Origin of the sequence: Vibrio antiquarius (assembly GCF_000024825.1) — a bacterium.
Lineage (GTDB): Bacteria > Pseudomonadota > Gammaproteobacteria > Enterobacterales > Vibrionaceae > Vibrio > Vibrio diabolicus.
The window spans coordinates 283,909-304,346 of record NC_013456.1 but is presented as its reverse complement, the minus strand read 5'-3'; the positions used below and the strand labels follow the sequence as shown (position 1 = coordinate 304,346).

Annotated in this window: 16 protein-coding genes; 5 read left to right on the top strand and 11 right to left on the bottom strand. The window is 46.4% G+C overall.

What is annotated here, in order from left to right:
* Positions 1-37: 37 nt before the first annotated feature.
* The 6 genes from add to glnA all read right to left on the bottom strand — a co-directional run bounded on the left by add (position 38) and on the right by glnA (position 8,665).
* Positions 38-1,042, bottom strand: a complete 1,005-nt coding sequence (add, locus tag VEA_RS01470) for an adenosine deaminase (RefSeq protein WP_005395038.1) — start codon at positions 1,040-1,042, stop codon at positions 38-40.
* Positions 1,043-1,189: 147 nt separating this feature from the next.
* The gene (gepA, locus tag VEA_RS01465) at positions 1,190-3,736 is read right to left on the bottom strand and encodes a phosphodiesterase GepA (RefSeq protein ID WP_005395037.1); all 2,547 of its coding nucleotides are present in this window, start codon (positions 3,734-3,736) and stop codon (positions 1,190-1,192) included.
* Between the two features lie 102 nt (positions 3,737-3,838).
* On the bottom strand, positions 3,839-5,242 hold the full coding sequence (glnG, locus tag VEA_RS01460) for a nitrogen regulation protein NR(I) (RefSeq protein WP_005395036.1): 1,404 nt from the start codon (positions 5,240-5,242) through the stop codon (positions 3,839-3,841).
* 56 nt (positions 5,243-5,298) lie between these two features.
* A complete protein-coding gene (glnL, locus tag VEA_RS01455) occupies positions 5,299-6,309 on the bottom strand; it encodes a nitrogen regulation protein NR(II) (protein ID WP_230198188.1) in 1,011 nt (336 codons plus the stop codon).
* A gap of 168 nt (positions 6,310-6,477) precedes the next feature.
* Complete coding sequence (locus VEA_RS01450; protein ID WP_012841225.1) at positions 6,478-7,059, bottom strand: DUF4124 domain-containing protein; 582 nt, start codon at positions 7,057-7,059, stop codon at positions 6,478-6,480.
* Positions 7,060-7,255: 196 nt separating this feature from the next.
* The gene (gene glnA / locus VEA_RS01445; RefSeq protein WP_005395023.1) at positions 7,256-8,665 is read right to left on the bottom strand and encodes a glutamate--ammonia ligase; all 1,410 of its coding nucleotides are present in this window, start codon (positions 8,663-8,665) and stop codon (positions 7,256-7,258) included.
* Between the two features lie 530 nt (positions 8,666-9,195).
* Between glnA and typA the strand changes: the two genes are divergently transcribed.
* The gene (gene typA / locus VEA_RS01440; protein WP_006741782.1) at positions 9,196-11,025 is read left to right on the top strand and encodes a translational GTPase TypA; all 1,830 of its coding nucleotides are present in this window, start codon (positions 9,196-9,198) and stop codon (positions 11,023-11,025) included.
* A gap of 80 nt (positions 11,026-11,105) precedes the next feature.
* A complete protein-coding gene (locus tag VEA_RS01435) occupies positions 11,106-11,648 on the top strand; it encodes an AAA family ATPase (RefSeq protein WP_012841224.1) in 543 nt (180 codons plus the stop codon).
* A 31-nt stretch (positions 11,649-11,679) separates the two neighbouring features.
* On the opposite strand, the gene VEA_RS01430 is transcribed toward VEA_RS01435, so the two are convergent.
* A complete protein-coding gene (locus VEA_RS01430; protein ID WP_006741783.1) occupies positions 11,680-12,321 on the bottom strand; it encodes a DUF2959 domain-containing protein in 642 nt (213 codons plus the stop codon).
* A gap of 34 nt (positions 12,322-12,355) precedes the next feature.
* Between VEA_RS01430 and VEA_RS01425 the strand changes: the two genes are divergently transcribed.
* From VEA_RS01425 to VEA_RS01415, 3 genes are all read left to right on the top strand, one after another.
* Positions 12,356-13,300 carry a virulence factor BrkB family protein gene (locus VEA_RS01425; RefSeq protein ID WP_005379281.1) on the top strand — a complete coding sequence of 315 codons (945 nt, stop codon included), beginning with the start codon at positions 12,356-12,358 and terminating at the stop codon, positions 13,298-13,300.
* Complete coding sequence (dtd, locus tag VEA_RS01420; RefSeq protein WP_012841223.1) at positions 13,272-13,706, top strand: D-aminoacyl-tRNA deacylase; 435 nt, start codon at positions 13,272-13,274, stop codon at positions 13,704-13,706. Before VEA_RS01425 ends, dtd begins: the two co-directional genes overlap by 29 nt.
* A 106-nt stretch (positions 13,707-13,812) precedes the next feature.
* Positions 13,813-14,730 carry a bifunctional GNAT family N-acetyltransferase/hotdog fold thioesterase gene (locus VEA_RS01415; protein ID WP_005395003.1) on the top strand — a complete coding sequence of 306 codons (918 nt, stop codon included), beginning with the start codon at positions 13,813-13,815 and terminating at the stop codon, positions 14,728-14,730.
* 13 nt (positions 14,731-14,743) lie between these two features.
* Here VEA_RS01415 and VEA_RS01410 read toward each other — a convergent pair whose 3' ends face one another.
* The 4 genes from VEA_RS01410 to hslR form a co-directional block, all read right to left on the bottom strand.
* On the bottom strand, positions 14,744-16,822 hold the full coding sequence (locus tag VEA_RS01410; RefSeq protein WP_006741785.1) for an AsmA family protein: 2,079 nt from the start codon (positions 16,820-16,822) through the stop codon (positions 14,744-14,746).
* 192 nt (positions 16,823-17,014) lie between these two features.
* Complete coding sequence (gene pckA / locus VEA_RS01405; protein ID WP_005395000.1) at positions 17,015-18,643, bottom strand: phosphoenolpyruvate carboxykinase (ATP); 1,629 nt, start codon at positions 18,641-18,643, stop codon at positions 17,015-17,017.
* Between the two features lie 337 nt (positions 18,644-18,980).
* Positions 18,981-19,856 carry an Hsp33 family molecular chaperone HslO gene (gene hslO, locus VEA_RS01400; protein ID WP_012841222.1) on the bottom strand — a complete coding sequence of 292 codons (876 nt, stop codon included), beginning with the start codon at positions 19,854-19,856 and terminating at the stop codon, positions 18,981-18,983.
* Between the two features lie 31 nt (positions 19,857-19,887).
* A complete protein-coding gene (hslR, locus tag VEA_RS01395) occupies positions 19,888-20,274 on the bottom strand; it encodes a ribosome-associated heat shock protein Hsp15 (RefSeq protein WP_031780440.1) in 387 nt (128 codons plus the stop codon).
* Between the last annotated feature and the right edge of the window lie 164 nt (positions 20,275-20,438).

The window sequence follows — 20,438 nt, the reverse complement described above, 5'->3', positions numbered from 1 at the left end:
CAGCAGATGCTGGCATTTTTTTATGTTTTCGCTGGATTTAAGCGCGATCTTTTACTTTTGCTTTCAGTTCCGCTTTTTCTGCTTCTGAAAGGAACGCAATCTCAAGGCCATTGATTTGCGCTTGGCGAATCTGGTCTTGGCTCAGACCAGCTGCTGGTGCCGCTACTTCGTATTCGTATGGCAGTTCGATGCCTTCTACCGCTGGATCATCAGTGTTCAGACACGCAAGAACGCCATGCTCTAGGAACTGTTTGAGAGGGTGGTTTTCCAACGTTTCTACCGTGCTTGTTTGGTAGTTTGATGTTAGGCAAGACTCAATACCAATGCGGTTTTCTGCTAGGTAATCCATCAGTTTTGGATCGTGGATCGCTTTTACGCCGTGACCGATACGAGTTGCGCCCAGCTCATTGATTGCTTGCCACATGCTCTCTGCACCTGCTGCTTCACCAGCATGAACCGTTACCCCAAGGCCAGCGTCGCGTACTTGTTTGAAGTGAGACACAAAGCGATCGCCCGGTTGGCCCAGTTCGTCACCCGCCAAGTCGACGGCAACGATGTGATCTTTTTGGCTCAGAATGCCGTCCAGTTCTTGTTGGCATGCGTCGGTGCCAAATGTGCGACTCATGATGCCGATCAGGTTGGCTTTCACGCCAAAATCGCGCATACCCGCTTGCACACCGTCCACGACTGCTTCAACAACACCCGCTACTGGTAACTTGTGTTTCATTGCCATGTAGTATGGTGAGAAACGCAGTTCAGCATAATCGATTTGAGCGTTTAGTGCGTCTTCCACGTTTTCGTACGCCACACGACGACACGCATCTAGGTCGCCCAGTACCGCAACACCCCAGTCGAGCTTAGAAAGGAAAGCTACAAGAGAGGGTTCCGCTTCGACAATTTGAACGTGAGGAGTTAGAGACTCAATATCGTACGCTGGCAGAGCAATACCAAATTTTTGGCCAAGCTCAAGAATCGTTTTAGTACGAATGTTACCGTCAAGGTGGCGGTGCAAATCAGTAAGAGGAAGGTTCTTCGTTATCATTATGTCGATCCGGATAGTTATGAACTGGAACAGGGCCCAAACATCATCTGTGACAATACATGGGTAAGATTTGCAGTTAAGTATAAATAACAGTTAGGTAGATTGTCAGTAGAGGATGACTAGGAAATCAACGATTCTCGCTCTTTTCTACTTCATGTTAACCAAATGTGTTGGCCACTCTTCTAGTGGCATTGGACGGCTGTAATAGAAGCCTTGCACTTGGTTGCAGCCTAAAGAGCGCAGTAATTGTGCTTGATTGCTATCCTCTACGCCTTCTGCGACGACATTGGTTTTGAGGCCCGCGGTGATATTGATGACCGCAGCAACGACCGAACTGTCTAAGTTTTCTTGCGTGAGTTGATTGATGAAGGTGCGATCAATCTTCAAACAAGTAAATGGCAGTGAATGAAGATAACCCAGTGATGAGTAACCGGTACCGAAATCATCGATCGCGATACCAATCCCCATATCACGCAGTTTGGTCATATTTTCCAGTGTGGTTGGTGCGCTATCAATAATGCGCGACTCGGTGATCTCCAGTGTTAGGTTACTGGCGGGTAATTTTGTGATATCCAATACGTTGGTCACTGTATCGACAAAATCAGGGCAGGACAGTTGATTAACGGAGATGTTCACATGCAGTTGGAAGTCTGATGGCCACTGATTACTTTGAATGGCTTGGTATGTATCGCGGCAAGCTTGTAACAGAATTTGTTGGCCAATGGCTTTGATCATGCCGCTTTCTTCTGCGATTGGAATAAAATCTAATGGTGACACCATTCCTGAGTCACTGTGCCAGCGCGCCAGCGCTTCTGCGCCACACACATTACCACTAGCGAGATCCACAATAGGTTGATAATGAGGGACAAACTCTTGGTTTTCGATGCCAGTTTGAATCTTAGTCAGCATTTGGGTGCGGAACTTTGAAGCGCTTGCCAGTTCAGGGCTGTAATGACAGACACCGGTCAGTGAGTCTTGCTTGGCGTAGCTTAATGCGATGCTGGCGTTGCGAAGCCACAGCGGCATGGTTTCATTTGGTTGGGTTTGCACAATGCCAAGTGAAATCTTCATCACTACATTCTCACCTTCCACCATAAATGGGGTGGAAAAGAGTTGCTGTAATCGACGCTCGGTTTGTTTAACTTTGGCTTCAGTATCGGCGTTTGAGAGAAACACTGCGAACTCATCACCACCAATCCGAGCCAGTAACGCGTTATCACTAAACTCTTGTTTTAGCCTTTCTGCGATGCTGACCAACAGTTGATCACCGTTATGATGCCCCACACTGTCGTTGATATCTCTAAATTTGTTGATACCAAGTAAAAATAAACTGCCGTGGCACAGGTGAGATTGGTTCTCACAGATTTCGACCAAGCCCTGACGACTGTATAAGCGTGTCAGAGAGTCATAAACCAACTGCTCACGCAACGCTTTAAATGAGGCTCTGAGGTTACTCGTCATCTCATTAAAGGCATGCACAAGTACCGTTGTCTCATACACATAACCAGGTTTTGGCATACTGCTGTCCCAATCGCCATTCGCAAGGTGTTGGGCGGCGTCAGCCGTCGCGTTAATCGGTCTGGTGACTCGGTTGAAAATGATCCAACTGATGGCGATACCAAATAAGCTGACGATAAACCCGACTAGCCAACTCTTTTGTTGGCTTTTCGGCAATGTACCCAGCAACTCGGATTCAGATATAGAGGTGCCAATAAACCATGTTAAACCGTTTTGATCTCGGTATGGGGTTAGTCGGCTGAAAATACGTTGGCCGTCATGCTCAAATGAAAAGGTGTAAGGTTGCTTAGTATTGTTGAGATCAAACGACCGAACGCGGCTCGCACTGATTTTGATGATCGGATCTGCGTTTTCAGCCGCAAACAAACGCTGCCCTTTATCAGAAAACTTTGTGCCCCATGAGATAACGCTTCCCGGGCCTGAGTGAGCGATTAAACGATGCTCTGGGTCCATGATGTAGACCGAAGCTTTGGTGTTGTATTTTAACTCACGTAGAAATTCGTTAAATGTGTTGATGCGAATGTCTGTCACCAACACGCCAGCAAATTGGTCGTGTTTATACACCGGTGTCATGGCTGACAGCGTAATATCCTGGCGTTCATCGGCATTCGTATAAATCTCAGACCACATCGAGGTTTGAGTCTCTGCGACGGGCGTATACCATGGGCGAGTGCGAGGATCGTATGGAGAGATAACCGTTCGAATGCTATTACTTACATGGTTGGTGCCATAAATAATCAGATCACCATCGGTATATCGATCTTGAACCATTAAGGTGTAATCGTCGGAAAGCTCGCGGCGGAACCCGGCAAAGTCACCGCTTTCTGAACCAAATGCGATGACATCCAACTGCGGTATCGATTGGTAAAGGTTTTTGAATGCACTCAGCAGGTAGCTTTGAATATCTGAGGTGTCGTGAGGGTGATAAAGGTTGTGATAGCTGACGTTATGTGCGAGAGCCATAACTGCAGTAAACGGCTTGCGCAGATAGCTATTAAGGTGGTCGTGGACACTTTCGGTTAACACGGAAAGTTGTTTGTCGCTGATATCTGTGACCACTTCTTCGTAGCTTTGTTTTTGGACGTAGACAATGACACCGATCGCCAGTAAGAAGATCATGACAAATGGAATGAGAACAGCGGTACGCAGTGTAATTTGAGTCGTAGCAGTAGACATTGCCTAATCACATAGATGGTGGTGCGCCACAATTGTACTGATATTTTTGTTAATATCGAGTGACAAACGACTCTCGTTGTTAACGCACCACGTAAGTGATTGTCAGTACAATTCTTTTAATTTTCTGGTAAGCGTGTTTCGCCCCCAGCCTAATACTTTAGCGGCATCTTGCTTGTGACCTTTAGTGTGCTCCAAAGCTGCCTCTAATAAAATGCGCTCAAATTCTGGTAAAGCATAAGAAAGCAGTTCTTTATCTCCTGCCGCGAGTGATTGACGTGCCCAATCCGCCAATTGTTCTTGCCAGCTGCCATGCTCAGAGTCCGAAATGGATTTTTTCTCTTCGAGCAGTTCGCTTGGTAAGTCGTTTGGCAATACCTCGCTACCACTGGCCATGACGGTTAACCAACGGCAAATATTCTCTAATTGACGCACGTTGCCCGGCCAATCAAGGCGGTTAAGAATTTCAACGGTCGACGGATGCAGAGTTTTGGTTTCGACCCCCAGCTCATCAGCCGCTCGGATAAGAAAATGCTGCGTAAGTTTTTCGATGTCTTGCTTACGTTCACGCAATGCCGGAATCTGCACTCGAATCACGTTCAAGCGATGGAATAAGTCTTCACGGAAATCGCCTTCATGCACCAGCTTTTCTAAATTCTGGTGTGTTGCCGCGACAATCCTTACGTCGACGCTGATTGGGGAGTGACCGCCCACTCGATAAAACTGTCCGTCGGCCAAAACACGCAGCAAACGGGTTTGAATATCTAACGGCATGTCACCGATTTCGTCTAAAAATAGGGTGCCGCCATTGGCTTGTTCGAATCGACCCTGACGAACATTGTTCGCCCCGGTAAATGCCCCTTTTTCATGACCAAACAACTCTGACTCAATCAGATCTTTGGGAATCGCCGCCATATTGAGTGCAATAAAAGGTTTGTTGGCGCGAGGACTATGGCGGTGCAACGCATGAGCAACGAGCTCTTTACCCGTGCCCGATTCACCGTTAATCAATACTGAAATTGAGGAGCGAGAAAGACGACCAATGGCGCGAAATACTTCTTGCATGGCTGGCGCTTCACCGATGATTTCTGGCGTTTCTGCTGGAATGTCTTCTGGAGAGAGTTGCTCACGTTTATTTTCGTGACTGTGTGCAATCGCTCGCTCAACTAACGTTAAGGTTTCATCGATATCAAAAGGTTTTGGTAAGTATTCAAAGGCGCCTTTTTGGTATGCATTCACTGCCGCATCCAAATCTGAGTGGGCGGTCATGATAATCACGGGAAGGTCTGGGTAATCGCGCTGTACTTGTTTTAGCAGCTCTAATCCATCAATACCCGGCATGCGAATGTCCGATACCAGCACATCTGGTACTTCGCGTTCGAGCGCCATCAAAACGCTTTCCCCATCGGCATAGGTTTCGCATTTTATGTTGGCAGAGGAGAGCGTTTTCTCCATCACCCAGCGAATGGAACTGTCGTCATCAACGACCCAAACATATCCTTTACTCATGTAGTAATCCTTGCAGCAAACCGAAAACTGATGCGACTTGAAGTCCATTAGCGCAATCAGATCGGCAAATAAATAGTAAATGTTGTGTGACCAGGCCAGCTTTCTACGTCTATTTTTCCATTGTGCTGGTCGATCAAATTTTGTGAAATAGATAGCCCTAAGCCAGTTCCTCCCTCGCGGCCACTGACCATGGGATAGAACAGCGTGTCTTGTAATTCCGGTGGAATGCCTGGGCCGTTGTCTGTGATTTCGACACGCGCAGCGAGTTTACAGCGTTTGCCGTGAATATTAGCTTGATGCACCGTTCTGGTGCGAATGGTGATTTTGCCGTGTTCTTGATGGCTAAGAATTTGCGCTGCATTACTGACGATATTAAGCATCGCCTGTTCGATTTGGTCCGCATCCATCAAAATTTCTGGCAAGCTCGGGTCGTAATCACGTTCAATCACGATTGAACGTTGCGATTCTAGTTCAACCAACTGGCGGACCTTTTCCAGAATTTGATGCAAGTTTTCTTGTGTCTTCTTACCTGGCTTTTGTGGTCCGAGTAATCGATCAACGAGCGCTCTTAAACGGTCGGCTTGCTCAATAATGATGTGCGTATATTCGGTGAGAGAGGGATCTGGCAGCATTTTTTCTAGCAATTGCGCTGCACCACGTAATCCACCTAGCGGGTTTTTGATCTCATGTGCAAGCCCTCGGACTAACAGTTTCGCCGCTTGTTGTTGGGCGTGCTGGTTCAGTTCTTGAGAGAGTCGGCGCTGCTGATCAATTTTGCGCATCTCAACCAGAAGCATCAACTGCTTTTGCCAAGTGATTGGGCTAACTGTCACCTCTAGCATTAAGGGGCGGCCATCAACAACGAAAGTGACGTCACTGTCGGTGATGCTTTGGCCACTTTGCAATGGTTGAGTGAGCAGCGCGAGATCCAGCGACGCATGTTGAATCAATTGAGAAAGCGATTGTTCAACAATACGTTTCGCGCTTTGAGAAAACAGCAACTCGGCAGCCGGATTGGCATAACGGATAGCCAATCCATCATCAAGAATCAGCGTTGCTGTCACCATGTTGTTGAGAATGGCACTAGGAAGACTGGTATCCACATTACGTCCTTGTTTTGCTTTAAGATTGTGCGTTGCACAATAATGGTGCAATTGAACGTTAAGTATGGCGAATAAATCTCAGAAGAAAAAGTGAAAAGCACCGCAGTGATGCTATTTTTTTCACCAGATATTCTATTTTGCCCCTTTTACGGTCGGCTTAACACTTGCTCTATGTAAATGCACCGTTATAGGGCTAGTAGATGCAATAAGCTTGCCGCTTCTTTTCGCGTGCACGGCCAGTGTGTGGGTGCCTCGGTCAATATTGTTTAACTGCCACATCATATGGCTTTGTGGCGCACCATAAGGTTTTCCGTCGAGCAGCAGTTGCAACTGTTCGCCGATACCAAGCTTGCGATTGGTTTCCAGTTGAATATTGATGATGCCTCGGTTGCTGCGGATGGTTTCGTTATGTTGAGGAGTCAGCATCGAGAGCTTTAATGGGAGAGGTTTATCGGTTTTCTTTTCCGGCTTGTCTTGTGGCTCTTTCGATGGCTTGGTCTGAGGGGCGAGTGATTCCGTGCTTTCTACCTTAGGAGCGGGTGCGCTGGCTTCAAGGTTTGGCAACGCGATGGCTTTTGCACCTTGGTTTGGCGTATCACTAAAATGAACCACGCCATTTTTATCTACCCATGTATAAGCAACCTGCGCTGATGCGATGGAGACGATTAATAATCCGCTGAGAGCACATAGCGATGGAATAAGCTGAACTTTCATTGCTCACCTTCTTTTGATCGATGATTTCACGTTTCAATGGCTTAGCTCTTTGACCTACAAGGTAAAAAGTCCAAGCGTATTTTTATTATCCCCTCATGTTAAACGTCGAATCTTGACTGACGAATACAAAAAAGGCCCGCCTGCGAGGCGAGCCTAATATTTTGTTGCTGTGTTTACATTTTACACAGTGTCGACCTTATACAGAGTAGTAAAGTTCGAACTCAACTGGGTGAGTTGTCATGTTCACGCGCTCTACGTCCTGAGATTTCAGCTCGATGTAAGAGTCGATGAAGTCGTCAGAGAATACACCACCCGCTGTTAGGAATTCACGGTCAGCATCTAGCTCTGCTAGTGCGTCTTTCAGTGAGTATGCAACCGTTGGGATTTCTGCTGCTTCTTCTGCTGGTAGATCGTAAAGGTCTTTATCCATTGCTTCGCCTGGGTGGATCTTGTTCTTAATACCGTCAAGACCAGCCATTAGCATTGATGCAAAGCATAGGTATGGGTTAGCCGCTGGGTCACCAAAGCGAACTTCGATACGACGTGCTTTCGGGCTTGGTACCACTGGGATACGGATTGAAGCAGAGCGGTTACGTGCAGAGTAAGCAAGCATAACTGGCGCTTCGAAGCCTGGTACAAGACGTTTGTACGAGTTTGTTGATGGGTTAGCAAATGCGTTGATTGCACGAGCGTGTTTGATGATACCGCCAATGTAGTAAAGCGCCATTTCAGATAGACCGCCGTACTTGTCACCAGCAAATAGGTTTACACCATCTTTCGCTAGAGATTGGTGAACGTGCATACCGCTACCGTTGTCACCAACAAGTGGTTTAGGCATGAACGTCGCTGTTTTACCAAACGCGTGAGCAACGTTGTGTACAACGTACTTGTAGATTTGGATTTCGTCAGCTTTGGTTGTTAGCGTGTTGAAACGAGTTGCGATTTCGTTTTGACCCGCTGTTGCCACTTCGTGGTGGTGTGCTTCAACAACAAGACCCATCTCTTCCATTACTAGACACATAGCAGAACGGATATCTTGAGATGAATCCACTGGAGCTACAGGGAAGTAACCACCTTTAACGCCTGGACGGTGACCTTTGTTACCTTCTTCGTAATCAGAACCTGTGTTCCATGCTGCTTCTACGTCATCGATCTTGAAGAAAGAGCCTGACATGTCAGTCGCGAATTTCACGTCGTCAAATAGGAAGAATTCTGGCTCAGGACCGATAAGTACAGTATCTGCAACGCCAGTAGAGCGCATGAAGTCTTCAGCGCGTTTTGCGATAGAACGTGGGTCACGGTCGTAGCCTTGCATTGTTGCCGGCTCTAAGATGTCACAACGGATGTTTAGTGTTGCGTCTTCCGTGAATGGGTCAAGCACAGCAGAAGATGCGTCAGGCATCATTACCATGTCTGATTCGTTGATACCTTTCCAGCCAGCAACTGATGAACCATCGAACATTTTACCTTCTTCGAAGAAGTCTGCGTCGATTTGGTGAGCAGGGATCGAAATGTGCTGCTCTTTACCTTTTGTATCAGTGAAGCGTAGGTCAACAAACTTAACTTCGTTTTCTTGGATCAGCGATAGAACGTTTTCTACTGACATCTTGGATAACCTCCAGTGTTAATAAGCGGTAAAAGCTCGATTTATGAATTATTCATGAAACCTGGCATTGATTAATCAATTTGACTTTTCATTAATCGATGCTGTTTTAACTAAAGCCAAAACCGTGCCAAAAAAAATATTCCATTAATTTCAAGCAATTGTGTTTTTTGGCGCTAGCTTGGTGCAGATGATTGCACCAAAATGATCTTTGCTTGCACTGTTGTGGTGCGTAAAATCATTATTGCACCATAATGTGACAGGCGCATTGCTTATTCAGCCCAGTTTTTGAGCAAGAGTCAATTTGAATTATGCATCGATTGGAATAAAGTTGCGTTTAATCAATTCGTTCTGAGGAAGAAAATGGGCATTAAGCGTAAAAATCGCAGAAATGCTCGGGAGTAGATCACATATTTCTAGGCTTTTTGCTAAAATCTGGTACATTATGGCCGTTTTTTTAATCAGCAAATGTCGCCAGAGAGCATCCGTTCTCAGCGTGGGGGCATTTCATCTATCTAAGTGAATCAATATCCATGGCTACTCCACAGATTGATAAATTAAGAAATATCGCGATCATCGCGCACGTTGACCACGGTAAAACCACGTTGGTTGACAAGCTGCTACAACAATCAGGCACGCTTGAGTCTCGCGGTGAAGCTGAAGAGCGAGTCATGGACTCGAACGACATCGAGAAAGAGCGCGGTATTACCATTCTTGCTAAAAACACAGCAATCGACTGGAACGATTACCGTATCAACATCGTAGATACTCCGGGACACGCGGACTTCGGTGGCGAAGTTGAACGTATCATGTCGATGGTAGACTCTGTACTACTTATCGTTGACGCGGTTGATGGTCCAATGCCTCAAACGCGTTTCGTAACACAAAAAGCGTTTGCTCATGGTCTAAAACCAATCGTTGTTATCAACAAGATTGACCGCCCTGGCGCACGTCCTGATTGGGTTATGGACCAAGTGTTCGACCTATTCGACAACCTAGGTGCTTCTGACGAACAGTTAGACTTTAAAGTGGTTTACGCTTCTGCTCTTAACGGTTGGGCTTCTCTAGAAGAAGGCGAAACTGGCGAGAACATGGAACCGCTATTCGAAACTATCGTTGGCGAAGTAGCTGCACCAGCAGTTGACCTAGATGGTCCACTACAGATGCAAATCTCTCAGTTGGATTACAGCTCTTACGTTGGCGTTATCGGCGTTGGCCGTGTAACTCGTGGTAGCGTTAAGCCAAACCAGCAAGTAACGGTTGTTGGTGCAGACGGCAAAACTCGCAACGGTAAAGTGGGCACAGTAATGGGCTACCTAGGCCTAGAGCGTCACGAAGTTGAGCAAGCTAACGCGGGTGATATCATTGCAATCACTGGTCTTGGCGAGCTTAAAATCTCTGACACTATCTGTGCACAAAACGCAGTAGAAGCACTACCAGCACTGTCTGTTGATGAACCAACAGTAACCATGACGTTCCAAGTAAACACGTCTCCATTCGCTGGTAAAGAAGGTAAGTTCGTCACTTCACGTAACATCCTTGAGCGTCTAGAGAAGGAACTGGTACACAACGTTGCACTGCGCGTTGAACAAACAGACGATCCAGACAAATTCCGCGTATCAGGCCGTGGTGAGCTTCACCTGTCTATCCTGATCGAAAACATGCGTCGTGAAGGCTTCGAGCTTGCCGTATCTCGTCCAGAAGTAATCATCAAAGAAGAAGATGGTCAGCTAATGGAACCGTTTGAAACGGTAACTATCGACGTAATGGAAGAGCACCAAGGCGGTATCATGGAGAATATCGGCCTACGTAAAGGTGAGCTGAAAGATATGGCTCCAGACGGTAAAGGCCGTGTACGTATGGACTTCATCATGCCATCTCGTGGTCTGATCGGCTTCCAAACGGAATTCATGACACTGACTTCTGGTTCTGGTCTTCTATACCATACGTTTGACCACTACGGCCCACACAAAGGCGGTAACATCGGTCAGCGTATCAACGGTGTTCTGATTGCTAACGCTGCGGGTAAAGCGCTAACTAACGCACTGTTCAACCTTCAAGAACGTGGTCGTCTATTTATCGGTCACGGTGTGGAAGTTTACGAAGGCATGGTTATCGGTATTCACAGCCGCGACAACGACCTAACAGTAAACGCACTGAAAGGTAAGCAGCTAACCAACGTTCGTGCATCTGGTACAGATGACGCACAGGTTCTAACTCCGCCAATCATCATGACACTAGAGCAAGCGCTTGAGTTCATCGATGACGACGAGCTAGTAGAAGTAACACCTGAAAGCATCCGTATCCGTAAGAAATTCCTAACGGAAAGCGATCGTAAACGTGCTTCTCGTGGCGCGAAATAATTTTCGTTAAGCGATTCAATTAAGAAGAAGCCCTGAGTTATGCTCAGGGTTTTTTGTATCTAGAGAATGAACATATCAGCATGAAGCCAATTGTGATTACTGGTGGCCCTGGTGCGGGGAAAACCACCCTACTGAATGCATTAGAGCGGCAAGGGTATGCGACGTTTGCAGAGAGCTCTCGTACGCTGATTGAACAGCAAAGCCAGTTAGACGACGGTATCTTGCCGTGGACGAACCTGCCTGAGTTTGCTCAATTGTGTCTCGACTTGATGAGCAAGCAAAAGAGTGATGCGCGTTGTCATGACGTTGCGTTTGTTGATCGCGCCATCCCAGACATCATTGCTTACTTACAAGTGGGCGGTTGTAAGGTTGACCAAGCTTTCTTAACCGAAAGTGCTGGGTACCATAGTCAGGTGTTTACTTGTCGACCTGAAGCATCCATTTACGTGCAAGATGAAGTGCGTCCACACAGCTTTGAAGAAGCATTGGAGATTCATCAATCCTTAGTGGATATCTATGCTGAGTTGGGTTACGAAGTGGTAGAAGTGCCATGGGGCAGTGTGCTAGAACGAGTAGGCTTTGTTCGAAGAGTCATCGGTTTAGTTGGTGAGGTCACAGACTAAAACCTCCTCGCTAGGAGGAGGTTTGAATCATTTACTTTTGATTGAGCTTTTGTAGGAACTTATCAGACTCTGCAATCGCCTCGTTCATCTGTTTGATGGCAAACTGAATGTCTTTCTCTAAGCTAGAGAACTCACCTTGTAAAGAACCAATCGCACTGGCGTTAAGGTTGTGTTTTAAGTACAACGTGTTGTCACGCAGTGTATTTAGTACAGGCGTCATCTTTTTCTCTGCACGCTTCATTGCGCTAAGCATGGTTTTGTACGAAGCTTTGGTTTCACGTAGCTTTTGTTCGCTTGAACGGCGCAATTTCGCGCTCGAGTACAGCTCTAGTTCGTCTTGCCATTCATTAAACAGTGCGCCGGAAACGTCTTCAATCGCAGCAATGCGGTCACGAACGTCTTGCGCCGCTTTTTCGCTGTCTTCGTACTTGTCATTGATTTTGTTGTAGACACTTTCTAGCTCACCACCATCAAAATTAGTGATCGCAGATAAGGCTTCGAGCGCACTGGTGAATTCTTCTTGTGCATCTTGTTGAGATTCTTTGGCATCTTCAACGCGGTCGACCATAATATCTCGTTTATGGTACCCAACTTGCTCCATCGCTGAGTAATAAGCAGATTGACACCCTGTTAAAGTGAAAATTGATAGTACAATTGCTAATAAATAAGGCATTCTTATGTCCTCGACGCTAATTATGGGATGAACTATGAACCAGTTATCAGAGAGTTACAAGGCAAGATTAATCAATCTACTGCCAAGTTGCGTCGCGTTTTTTAAGTATCTTCTTAAGCGATTAACGCATGATCGCGTCAATGTGAACGCGGGCTATCTTGCCTACATTACCTTGTTATCCATTGTGCCAATGCTGACGGTATTGTTATCAATATTGTCGAAATTTCCCGTTTTTGCGAACGTCGGTGAGGTGTTGCAAGGCTACATTATTGAGAATTTTGTTCCGGCATCTGGGGAAGCTGTACATACGGCATTGCAGGAATTTGTGGCGAATACGGGCAAAATGAGCGCGGTTGGCGGTGGGTTTTTATTCATTGCTGCAGTCATGCTGATTTCGAACATTGATAAGAACTTAAACTACATTTGGCGAGTTAAAGACAAGCGCCGTTTAGTCTTTTCATTCTCTATGTATTGGATGGTACTCACGTTAGGGCCGATCATGGTCGGTGCGAGTATCGCGGCGACGTCCTACGTAACATCACTGCAAATTTTAGAGAACGAGACATTATCTGGTGCGTTCAATCTGTTTTTACGTTGGTTACCGCTGTTGTTGTCTTTTTTCGCTTTCCTTGGCTTATATATTCTGGTGCCGAATAAAAAAGTGCACCTGGCTCATGGCGCGATGGGGGCAGCAGTCGCTGCGATACTGTTCGAATTAAGTAAAAAGGGCTTTGCACTCTACATCACGCAGTTCCCATCTTATCAGCTCATTTACGGAGCGTTAGCCGCGATTCCTATCTTGTTTGTTTGGGTGTATTTATGCTGGATGATCGTGTTATTGGGTGCGGAAGTCACAGCAGCGCTTGGTGAGCGAGAGCACTGGAGTGAAGATTTAGACATGATACACTCGACCGCTGAATCTCAGTTAACAGATGAAGGAAGCGAGAGTAGTGATAGCGCTAATTCAACGAGTCAGTGAAGCTGCCGTCCGTGTGGATGGTGAAGTCGTAGGGGAAATTGATCGTGGTCTGCTGGTCTTATTAGGAGTAGAGAAAGACGACGATGAGGCCAAAGCAAAACGCTTGATGGAGCGTGTTACGACCTACCGCGTGTTCGAAGATGATGAAGGTAAGATGAACCTGAACGTCAAACAGGTAGAAGGCAAAGTGCTGGTGGTTTCTCAATTTACGTTACCTGCGGATACAAAAAAAGGCACTCGTGCTGGCTTTTCTCGCGGTGCGCATCCTGCTGATGCTGAGCGCTTGTATGATTACTTTTCTGATTTGTGTGAACAAGTTTTACCCACACAGCGTGGCCGCTTCGCTGCCGATATGAAAGTGTCCTTAGTGAATGACGGTCCGGTGACGTTTTGGTTGCAGGTCTAGTCTGGTAACACCGGTGCCATAGTCTAAGCTTTAACTCCAAGCTCATGGAATTGGCTTGGAGTGATTTTTCCGACATTTATTAGTGTTGTGCTTTCAAAGGATTGATATGTTCAAACTCATTACTCCCAAAACCGATAATCAGATAAACAAGTATTATCAGTTTCGCTGGCAACTGCTTCGTGAGCCATGGCGTATGCCAATTGGCTCTGAACGCGATGAATACGATGAAATGAGCCATCACCGTATGATTGTTGATGGCCGAGGTCGTCCTATGGCGATCGGTCGTTTATACATTACGCCGGATAATGATGGCCAAATCCGCTATATGGCGGTTAAAAATAATCGCCGCAGTAAGGGGATGGGTTCGCTGGTTTTGGTTGCACTAGAGTCGTTAGCGCGCCAAGAAGGGGCGAAGCGCTTGGTGTGTAATGCCCGTGAAGATGCCATCGCCTTTTACGAGAAAAATGGCTTTGAGCGTCGCGGTGAACTGACCGACGAGCGCGGTCCTGTGCGTCACCAGCAAATGGTGAAACCATTGGATCCGATGGCGAATGTGTTGCGTCGCCCAGAATGGTGCACTGAACTTCAGCAGCGCTGGGAGCAACAGATCCCAATTAGTGACAAAATGGGGATAAAAATTAACCAGTACACGGGTTACCAGTTTGAATGCTGCGCGCAACTTAATCCAAACCTTAATCCGCATAACACCATGTTTGCGGGGTCGGCTTTTACTTTAGCTACCTTGACGGGGTGGGGTATGACGTGGCTGCTGCTTAAAGAGCGCGGTTTGCATGGTGATATTGTGTTGGCCGACAGCTCGATTCGTTATCGTCAACCAGTCGAACAAAACCCTGTGGCAAGTACTTCGTTAGATGGGATCAGTGGTGACCTAGATCGATTGGAGTCAGGGCGTAAAGCACGCATCGTCATTCACGTGGTGATTTATAGTGGCGACACGCCAGCCGTAGATTTTGTTGGTACCTATATGCTGATACCGAACTATTCGCAATTACTCAGCTGTTAATTGAGAGGGCGCCTTACTGATCTGTAGGGCGCTTATCTGTTTCGTTTTCTCGCTCTGTCGGTGGGAGGATTTGTTCCTCTGTGGTGGGATCAGTGACAGATGCTTCGTCTTCTTCGACAATTTCTTCGGAAAATTCTTCCTCTTGAATCTCCACATTGATGTTATCAATCGCAGTTGGCAGCTCCATGGCTGATTCACTTGTTTGTGGAGTGCTTTCAACATCAGCCGGTGCTTTTAAACATTCATTATGATGGATTTCGCCACTGAGTAGATCGCCTTCAACGCTCCCGCACGACTCTTTCAATTGATAAACAATGCCATTTAGCGGGTTGTTGGCCATATCAAACTCGCCCCAAACCCTACCACTTATAGCTTTCCCAGAAATGGTGACTGGTTCTATGGCGACTTTTCCTCGTTGCGCGCTTAAACGCAGCGGACTTAAGGTAATGGCTTTGAGCGAATGATTCGCTTGGGATTTAAAACGGGTATCTCGTAGGTTGGCTTCCACTTCACCAGATAAGCTGTAGGCCAGCATGTTGCGATCACCTGATAATCCTTGTAAATCGAGGCTGAGATCGGAAAAACCATCAATGGCCAGTGTGTTGGGTAAATAATCGTGGAAGAGTGATAAGGGAATGCCATCGGCATTGAGGTTGAGTGCCCAAGGCTGGCTCGGAGTACTTAGGTTTATCTGTCCGATGCCTTCTACGTAGCCTTGCTCGAGTGGTGCAAAAAGGCGTGTCAGTTTCCAAAAGCCATTCTCACTTTGCATGGCAAGTGCAGCATGAGACGTGAGCACTTGGTTATAACTGGCGTTTACAACGCTAGCGTCCAGATCGCCATGCCAAAGGCCCCAACTTTGATTGACCTGTTTAAGATCAAGCTGCTGCCCTTCGATATTTAAACCGGAGAACTGCCAATAAGGTTCGTGAGATAGCTGAATGATTTGGCTGCGCTCGATGTCGAGTCGTTGGACTGTGACATGATCTAACTTACTGATGGCGGCGTGCCACCAGTTTTGGTTATCTTCAGGTTGTATTGTCCACTTGAGGCCTTGAATGGAGGCTTCTTCGAGTTGCCATTGCGTTGGAGTGAACACCCCAGAGACCTGCACACGACCTTGCTGCCAATCTAAGCTGAGCTCGTTGAGCTGGATTTTTTCAGGCTTGATAACAGCACTTAAACGTGGCTCTATTGCGGTTTGCTGTTGGAATCGGACGCTATCCACCTGCAATGAAACTTGAGCCTTTGTCTCCCAGAGAGACAGTGGCAGTGTGGCGTTTTCTACGGAGAGCTCTAAGTTTTGCCAGTGCCAATCGCCCCATTCAATATCGGCGTTTAGTAAGTCTAAGCTATTAATGTGATTAATCTTGAATGGCATTGCTTGCCAAGGCTTAGCAAGCAGTGATTGGAGCTGGGTATCATTGAGTTGCAACTTATTGATGGTCACATTCACTAAAGACCAGCCTTGTGGATACTGCTCGCCTTGCCCTGAAATTTGACTGTTACGCCAGTTAAATGAGGTGCCATAGAGCGTACTGTCTTGCGGTTTGTAGTCCATGTCGACCAAGACCTGATTAAAGGCTTCGCCATTCCAATAGATCTGGTCGGCTGCAAGTTGAACCTCGCCATATGGTATTAACTGGCCATTCCATTGTGGTGATTGAATTTGAAGGTCAATGCCATTACCAGAAAACTGCTCGTCGGCGTAATCAATATTTTTGAGCGCGATTTGATGGAATAAAACGTTATCTAAAGGCGGGAGCTTTGGCGAGCCATACTGCAAATTAAGTCCATCAACCAATAAGCTATCAACGATCCATTTACCATCGCGATAAACATCGGGATTCATCCATAAATCGACTTGCTCGATGTAAGAGCCGTCGTCTACGCTTGTGTTCACACCCTGTAAAGTTAGGTGGTAGGGAAAATCGTAACGCACGCTTTCTGCTTGAAAGGGCAAGGAAATGCTGTTTGATAGCAGACGCCAAGTTGCATCGGCGTAAGATGTTGTTAACAGCGCAATCGTAGTGGCCGGAATGGCAACTAAGATAACCAGTAACAGAATTAGAAATCGACGCGCTGTTTTCATCCCTGCTAGAGCCTACGTTTGCTATTAAATAAAACTAGATAGGCTTTAGCTTGTATCAATATTCTGCGGTATTCAATAAAAAGCCCCTCAAAAGAGGGGCTTGAAGCGGTTTTTTGTAACTTGGTCTACGTAAAAGTGATAAGTGGCTGCCCACTTATCACTGTGGTTTACGCGACGTCGTTGTTACTCGACTTAATCAATCTGAGGGCCAGCGGCAACCAGAGATTTACCTTCCGCATTGTCCGTGTATTTATCAAAGTTATTGATAAAGCGTTCAGCCAAGTCTTTCGCTTTGCTTTCCCACTGAAGTGGATCAACGTACGTGTCACGAGGGTCTAGAATGCTTGGATCCACACCTGGTAGTGAAGTCGGTACTTCAAGATTGAAGATAGGAATGTGCTTAGTTGGTGCATCTTCAATCGAACCATCAAGAATCGCATCAATAATTCCGCGCGTATCTTGAATCGAGATACGTTTGCCAGTGCCGTTCCAACCTGTGTTCACTAGGTAAGCCTCAGCGCCTGCTGCTTCCATACGTTTAACCAGTACTTCTGCGTATTTAGTTGGGTGAAGCGTTAGGAACGCTGCGCCAAAACATGCAGAGAAGGTTGGCGTTGGCTCAGTAATACCACGCTCTGTTCCTGCCAATTTTGCAGTAAAGCCAGATAGGAAGTGGTACTTAGTTTGCTCAGGTGTCAATTTAGACACTGGAGGTAGCACACCAAATGCGTCCGCCGATAGGAAGATCACTTTATTCGCGTGACCGCCTTTTGATACTGGCTTAACGATGTTGTCGATATGGTAGATAGGGTAAGAAACACGAGTGTTTTCTGTTTTCGAACCATCATCAAAGTCGATAGAACCATCGCTACGTACCGTTACGTTTTCTAGCAGTGCATCACGGCGAATTGCGTTGTAGATGTCTGGCTCCGCTTCTTTCGATAGCTTGATGGTTTTCGCGTAACAACCACCTTCGAAGTTGAAGACGCCGTCATCATCCCAACCGTGCTCATCATCACCAATTAACGCACGTTTAGGATCAGTCGATAGTGTGGTTTTACCCGTACCAGAGAGACCAAAGAATACCGCTACGTCGCCGTCTTTGCCCATGTTAGCGCTACAGTGCATTGATGCGATGTCTTTTAGAGGAAGGAAGTAGTTCATCATTGCGAACATGCCTTTCTTCATCTCACCGCCGTACCAAGTACCACCGATAAGTTGCATGCGCTCGGTTAGGTTAAATACGGTGAAGTTTTCTGAGTTCAGACCTTGCTCTTCCCATTTTGGGTTAGTGCATTTTGCGCCATTCATTACCACGAAGTCTGGTTCAAATGTTGCCAATTCTTCTTCCGTTGGGCGGATAAACATGTTTTTAACGAAGTGCGCTTGCCATGCGACCTCCGTGATAACACGAATGCTCAAACGCGTATCTGGGTTTGCACCACAGTAACCGTCAACAACAAACAAGCGTTTGTTAGAAAGCTGGTTTGTGACCAGTTCTTTCAGCTCGTCCCACACTTCTGGAGTGATTGGTTTGTTGTCATTTTTTACTTGATCAGACGTCCACCACATATGCTCTTCTGTCGTAGCGTCTTTGACGATGTATTTATCTTTTGGTGAGCGACCAGTAAAGATGCCAGTGTCAACGGCAACCGCACCTAGTTCAGTAACCACGCCACGCTCATAACCTGTTAGGTCTTCACGCGTTTCTTCCTCAAACAACATTTCGTAGCTAGGGTTACGAATAACCTCTTTAACGTTATGCAGTCCGTGCTTGGTTAGATCAAGTGTTGCAGCCTTAGTATGTTCCATAACGGTCATAGGTGCTCCTTATAAGGATTTTTGTAGGGATTTTGTAAGAATGTTTTAATTTTAATCTGCTCACCATGCTAGCAACGGGGCGGGGAGAAAACAGGGAGATAGCTCAAAATTTATCCATGATTTCAATAAGGTTTTAGGTAACCCGTCACATATTGGTGGGAATAGTTTATCGTGCACGCAATCCTTTGCGCTAGGGCAAAATCATTATTAATTGTTTAAAATTAAGCAGTTGTTTTATTACGCTTGAAGCGAGGTATTACGAGGGATTGATCACAAAAATGCCAGCATTAAGCTGGCATTTTGTAGGGTAAATTACGTGCTTGATAAGCTATGTAAATTAATGCAGGGTTTTCTTGTCCGCAGAAGCTTGTGCATACAGCTCGGTGACTTCTGCTTCGTCGAACGTATAGGTCGTGCCACAGTAATCACAATGTAAAGAAACGGATCCTACTTCAGCCAAAATGTCATAAATTTCAGCTTTCTCAACGGTGATGATAGCGGCACCACTACGATCACGAGAACAGCCACAATGGAATTCGACAGGTTGCGGTTCGTAAAGGCGCACTTTGTCTTGGTTATATAGGCGGTATAGTAGTTCGTTAGCTTCTAGACCAAATAGCTCTTCATCTTTTACCGTGTCAGTCAGTTGCTCTAGATGCTCGAAATCATCTGGTGAACCAGTGCCATCAGGGATTACTTGAATCAACATACCTGCTGCGTGGGCTTTACCTTCATGCTCGCCCGTGCGGATCCATAGGCGCGTTTTTAGCTGCTCTGAGTTTGCGAAGTAGCCTTCTAGTACGTCGGCTAGAGTATCACCTTCTAATCCAACGACACCTTGGTAACGCTCACCGTTTTTCGGTTCGATAGTGATAACGAGGTAACCTTTGCCCATGAGATCGTGGAGGTTTGCATCATCGGCAATATCGCCTTCCCAGCGAGCCACGCCACGAACGCGTTGCTTGTGGTCACCGTTGATAACGGCAAGAGATACAGGGCCGTCGCCTTGTAGCTGAATGGTGATTGATCCTTCGAACTTAAGAGTGGCAGTTAAAAGAGTGGTTGAAACGAGTAGCTCACCCAGCAGTTTCTCTATTGCTGCCGGATATTCCTTGCTGGAGATAACACGTTGGTACGCTTCATCCAATTGTACCAACTCGCCACGTACTGAAAGATCTTCGAATAGGTAGCGGTTTAAAACATTATTTGCCATGGAGTGCTTTCCTCGTTGGTAATTCCGGCTTTTATTGGTGTTTGAACTTAATGATGTCTCTGCGCTGCTTTTTATCTGGGCGGCGTTCTGGACTTGGGTTGTGGGCATTAAGCTTACGTTGAGTCGCGTGTTCCTCACGTTTCGCTATACTTTCATTAGTTTCGCGATACAAGGTCTGTGCGATGGGAGCGCCTCGGCGTTGATCAGAAATTTTTTCGATGATCACCGTTTTTTCTTCGTTGCCTTGACGAAGTCTTACTTCGGCGCCCACTTCAACGATTTTACTCGGTTTGCTTCGTTGGCCATTATAGTGGACTTTACCACCATCGACCATGTTACGAGCGATAGAGCGGGTTTTATAAAATCTTGCGGCCCATAGCCATTTATCTAGCCTAACGGCTTCATTTAGGGAACTCATAGAACACTACGCTATCTAATCACTGCCCGAATATGGCAATGAGTGATGGATTATTCACCTACAGATGGAGTCAAGGCGTATTTTTTTCAAGGGAGTTGGCAAAAACTGCATAAGAAAAAGGTATGAAAGACAACTTGTGATATAGTTCACTGCTCTTTGTTGAG

What these genes read in the sequence shown, in the direction of transcription:
- pckA (WP_005395000.1), bottom strand. Translation starts at nt 18,643, where the DNA reads ATGACCGTTATGGAACATACTAAGGCTGCAACACTTGATCTAACCAAG.
- hslR (WP_031780440.1), bottom strand. Translation starts at nt 20,274, where the DNA reads ATGAGTTCCCTAAATGAAGCCGTTAGGCTAGATAAATGGCTATGGGCC.
- add (WP_005395038.1), bottom strand. Translation starts at nt 1,042, where the DNA reads ATGATAACGAAGAACCTTCCTCTTACTGATTTGCACCGCCACCTTGAC.
- VEA_RS01450 (WP_012841225.1), bottom strand. Translation starts at nt 7,059, where the DNA reads ATGAAAGTTCAGCTTATTCCATCGCTATGTGCTCTCAGCGGATTATTA.
- VEA_RS01435 (WP_012841224.1), top strand. Translation starts at nt 11,106, where the DNA reads ATGAAGCCAATTGTGATTACTGGTGGCCCTGGTGCGGGGAAAACCACC.
- hslO (WP_012841222.1), bottom strand. Translation starts at nt 19,856, where the DNA reads ATGGCAAATAATGTTTTAAACCGCTACCTATTCGAAGATCTTTCAGTA.
- glnA (WP_005395023.1), bottom strand. Translation starts at nt 8,665, where the DNA reads ATGTCAGTAGAAAACGTTCTATCGCTGATCCAAGAAAACGAAGTTAAG.
- gepA (WP_005395037.1), bottom strand. Translation starts at nt 3,736, where the DNA reads ATGTCTACTGCTACGACTCAAATTACACTGCGTACCGCTGTTCTCATT.
- VEA_RS01415 (WP_005395003.1), top strand. Translation starts at nt 13,813, where the DNA reads ATGTTCAAACTCATTACTCCCAAAACCGATAATCAGATAAACAAGTAT.
- VEA_RS01430 (WP_006741783.1), bottom strand. Translation starts at nt 12,321, where the DNA reads ATGCCTTATTTATTAGCAATTGTACTATCAATTTTCACTTTAACAGGG.
- glnG (WP_005395036.1), bottom strand. Translation starts at nt 5,242, where the DNA reads ATGAGTAAAGGATATGTTTGGGTCGTTGATGACGACAGTTCCATTCGC.
- VEA_RS01410 (WP_006741785.1), bottom strand. Translation starts at nt 16,822, where the DNA reads ATGAAAACAGCGCGTCGATTTCTAATTCTGTTACTGGTTATCTTAGTT.
- glnL (WP_230198188.1), bottom strand. Translation starts at nt 6,309, where the DNA reads ATGGTGACAGCAACGCTGATTCTTGATGATGGATTGGCTATCCGTTAT.
- typA (WP_006741782.1), top strand. Translation starts at nt 9,196, where the DNA reads ATGGCTACTCCACAGATTGATAAATTAAGAAATATCGCGATCATCGCG.
- VEA_RS01425 (WP_005379281.1), top strand. Translation starts at nt 12,356, where the DNA reads ATGAACCAGTTATCAGAGAGTTACAAGGCAAGATTAATCAATCTACTG.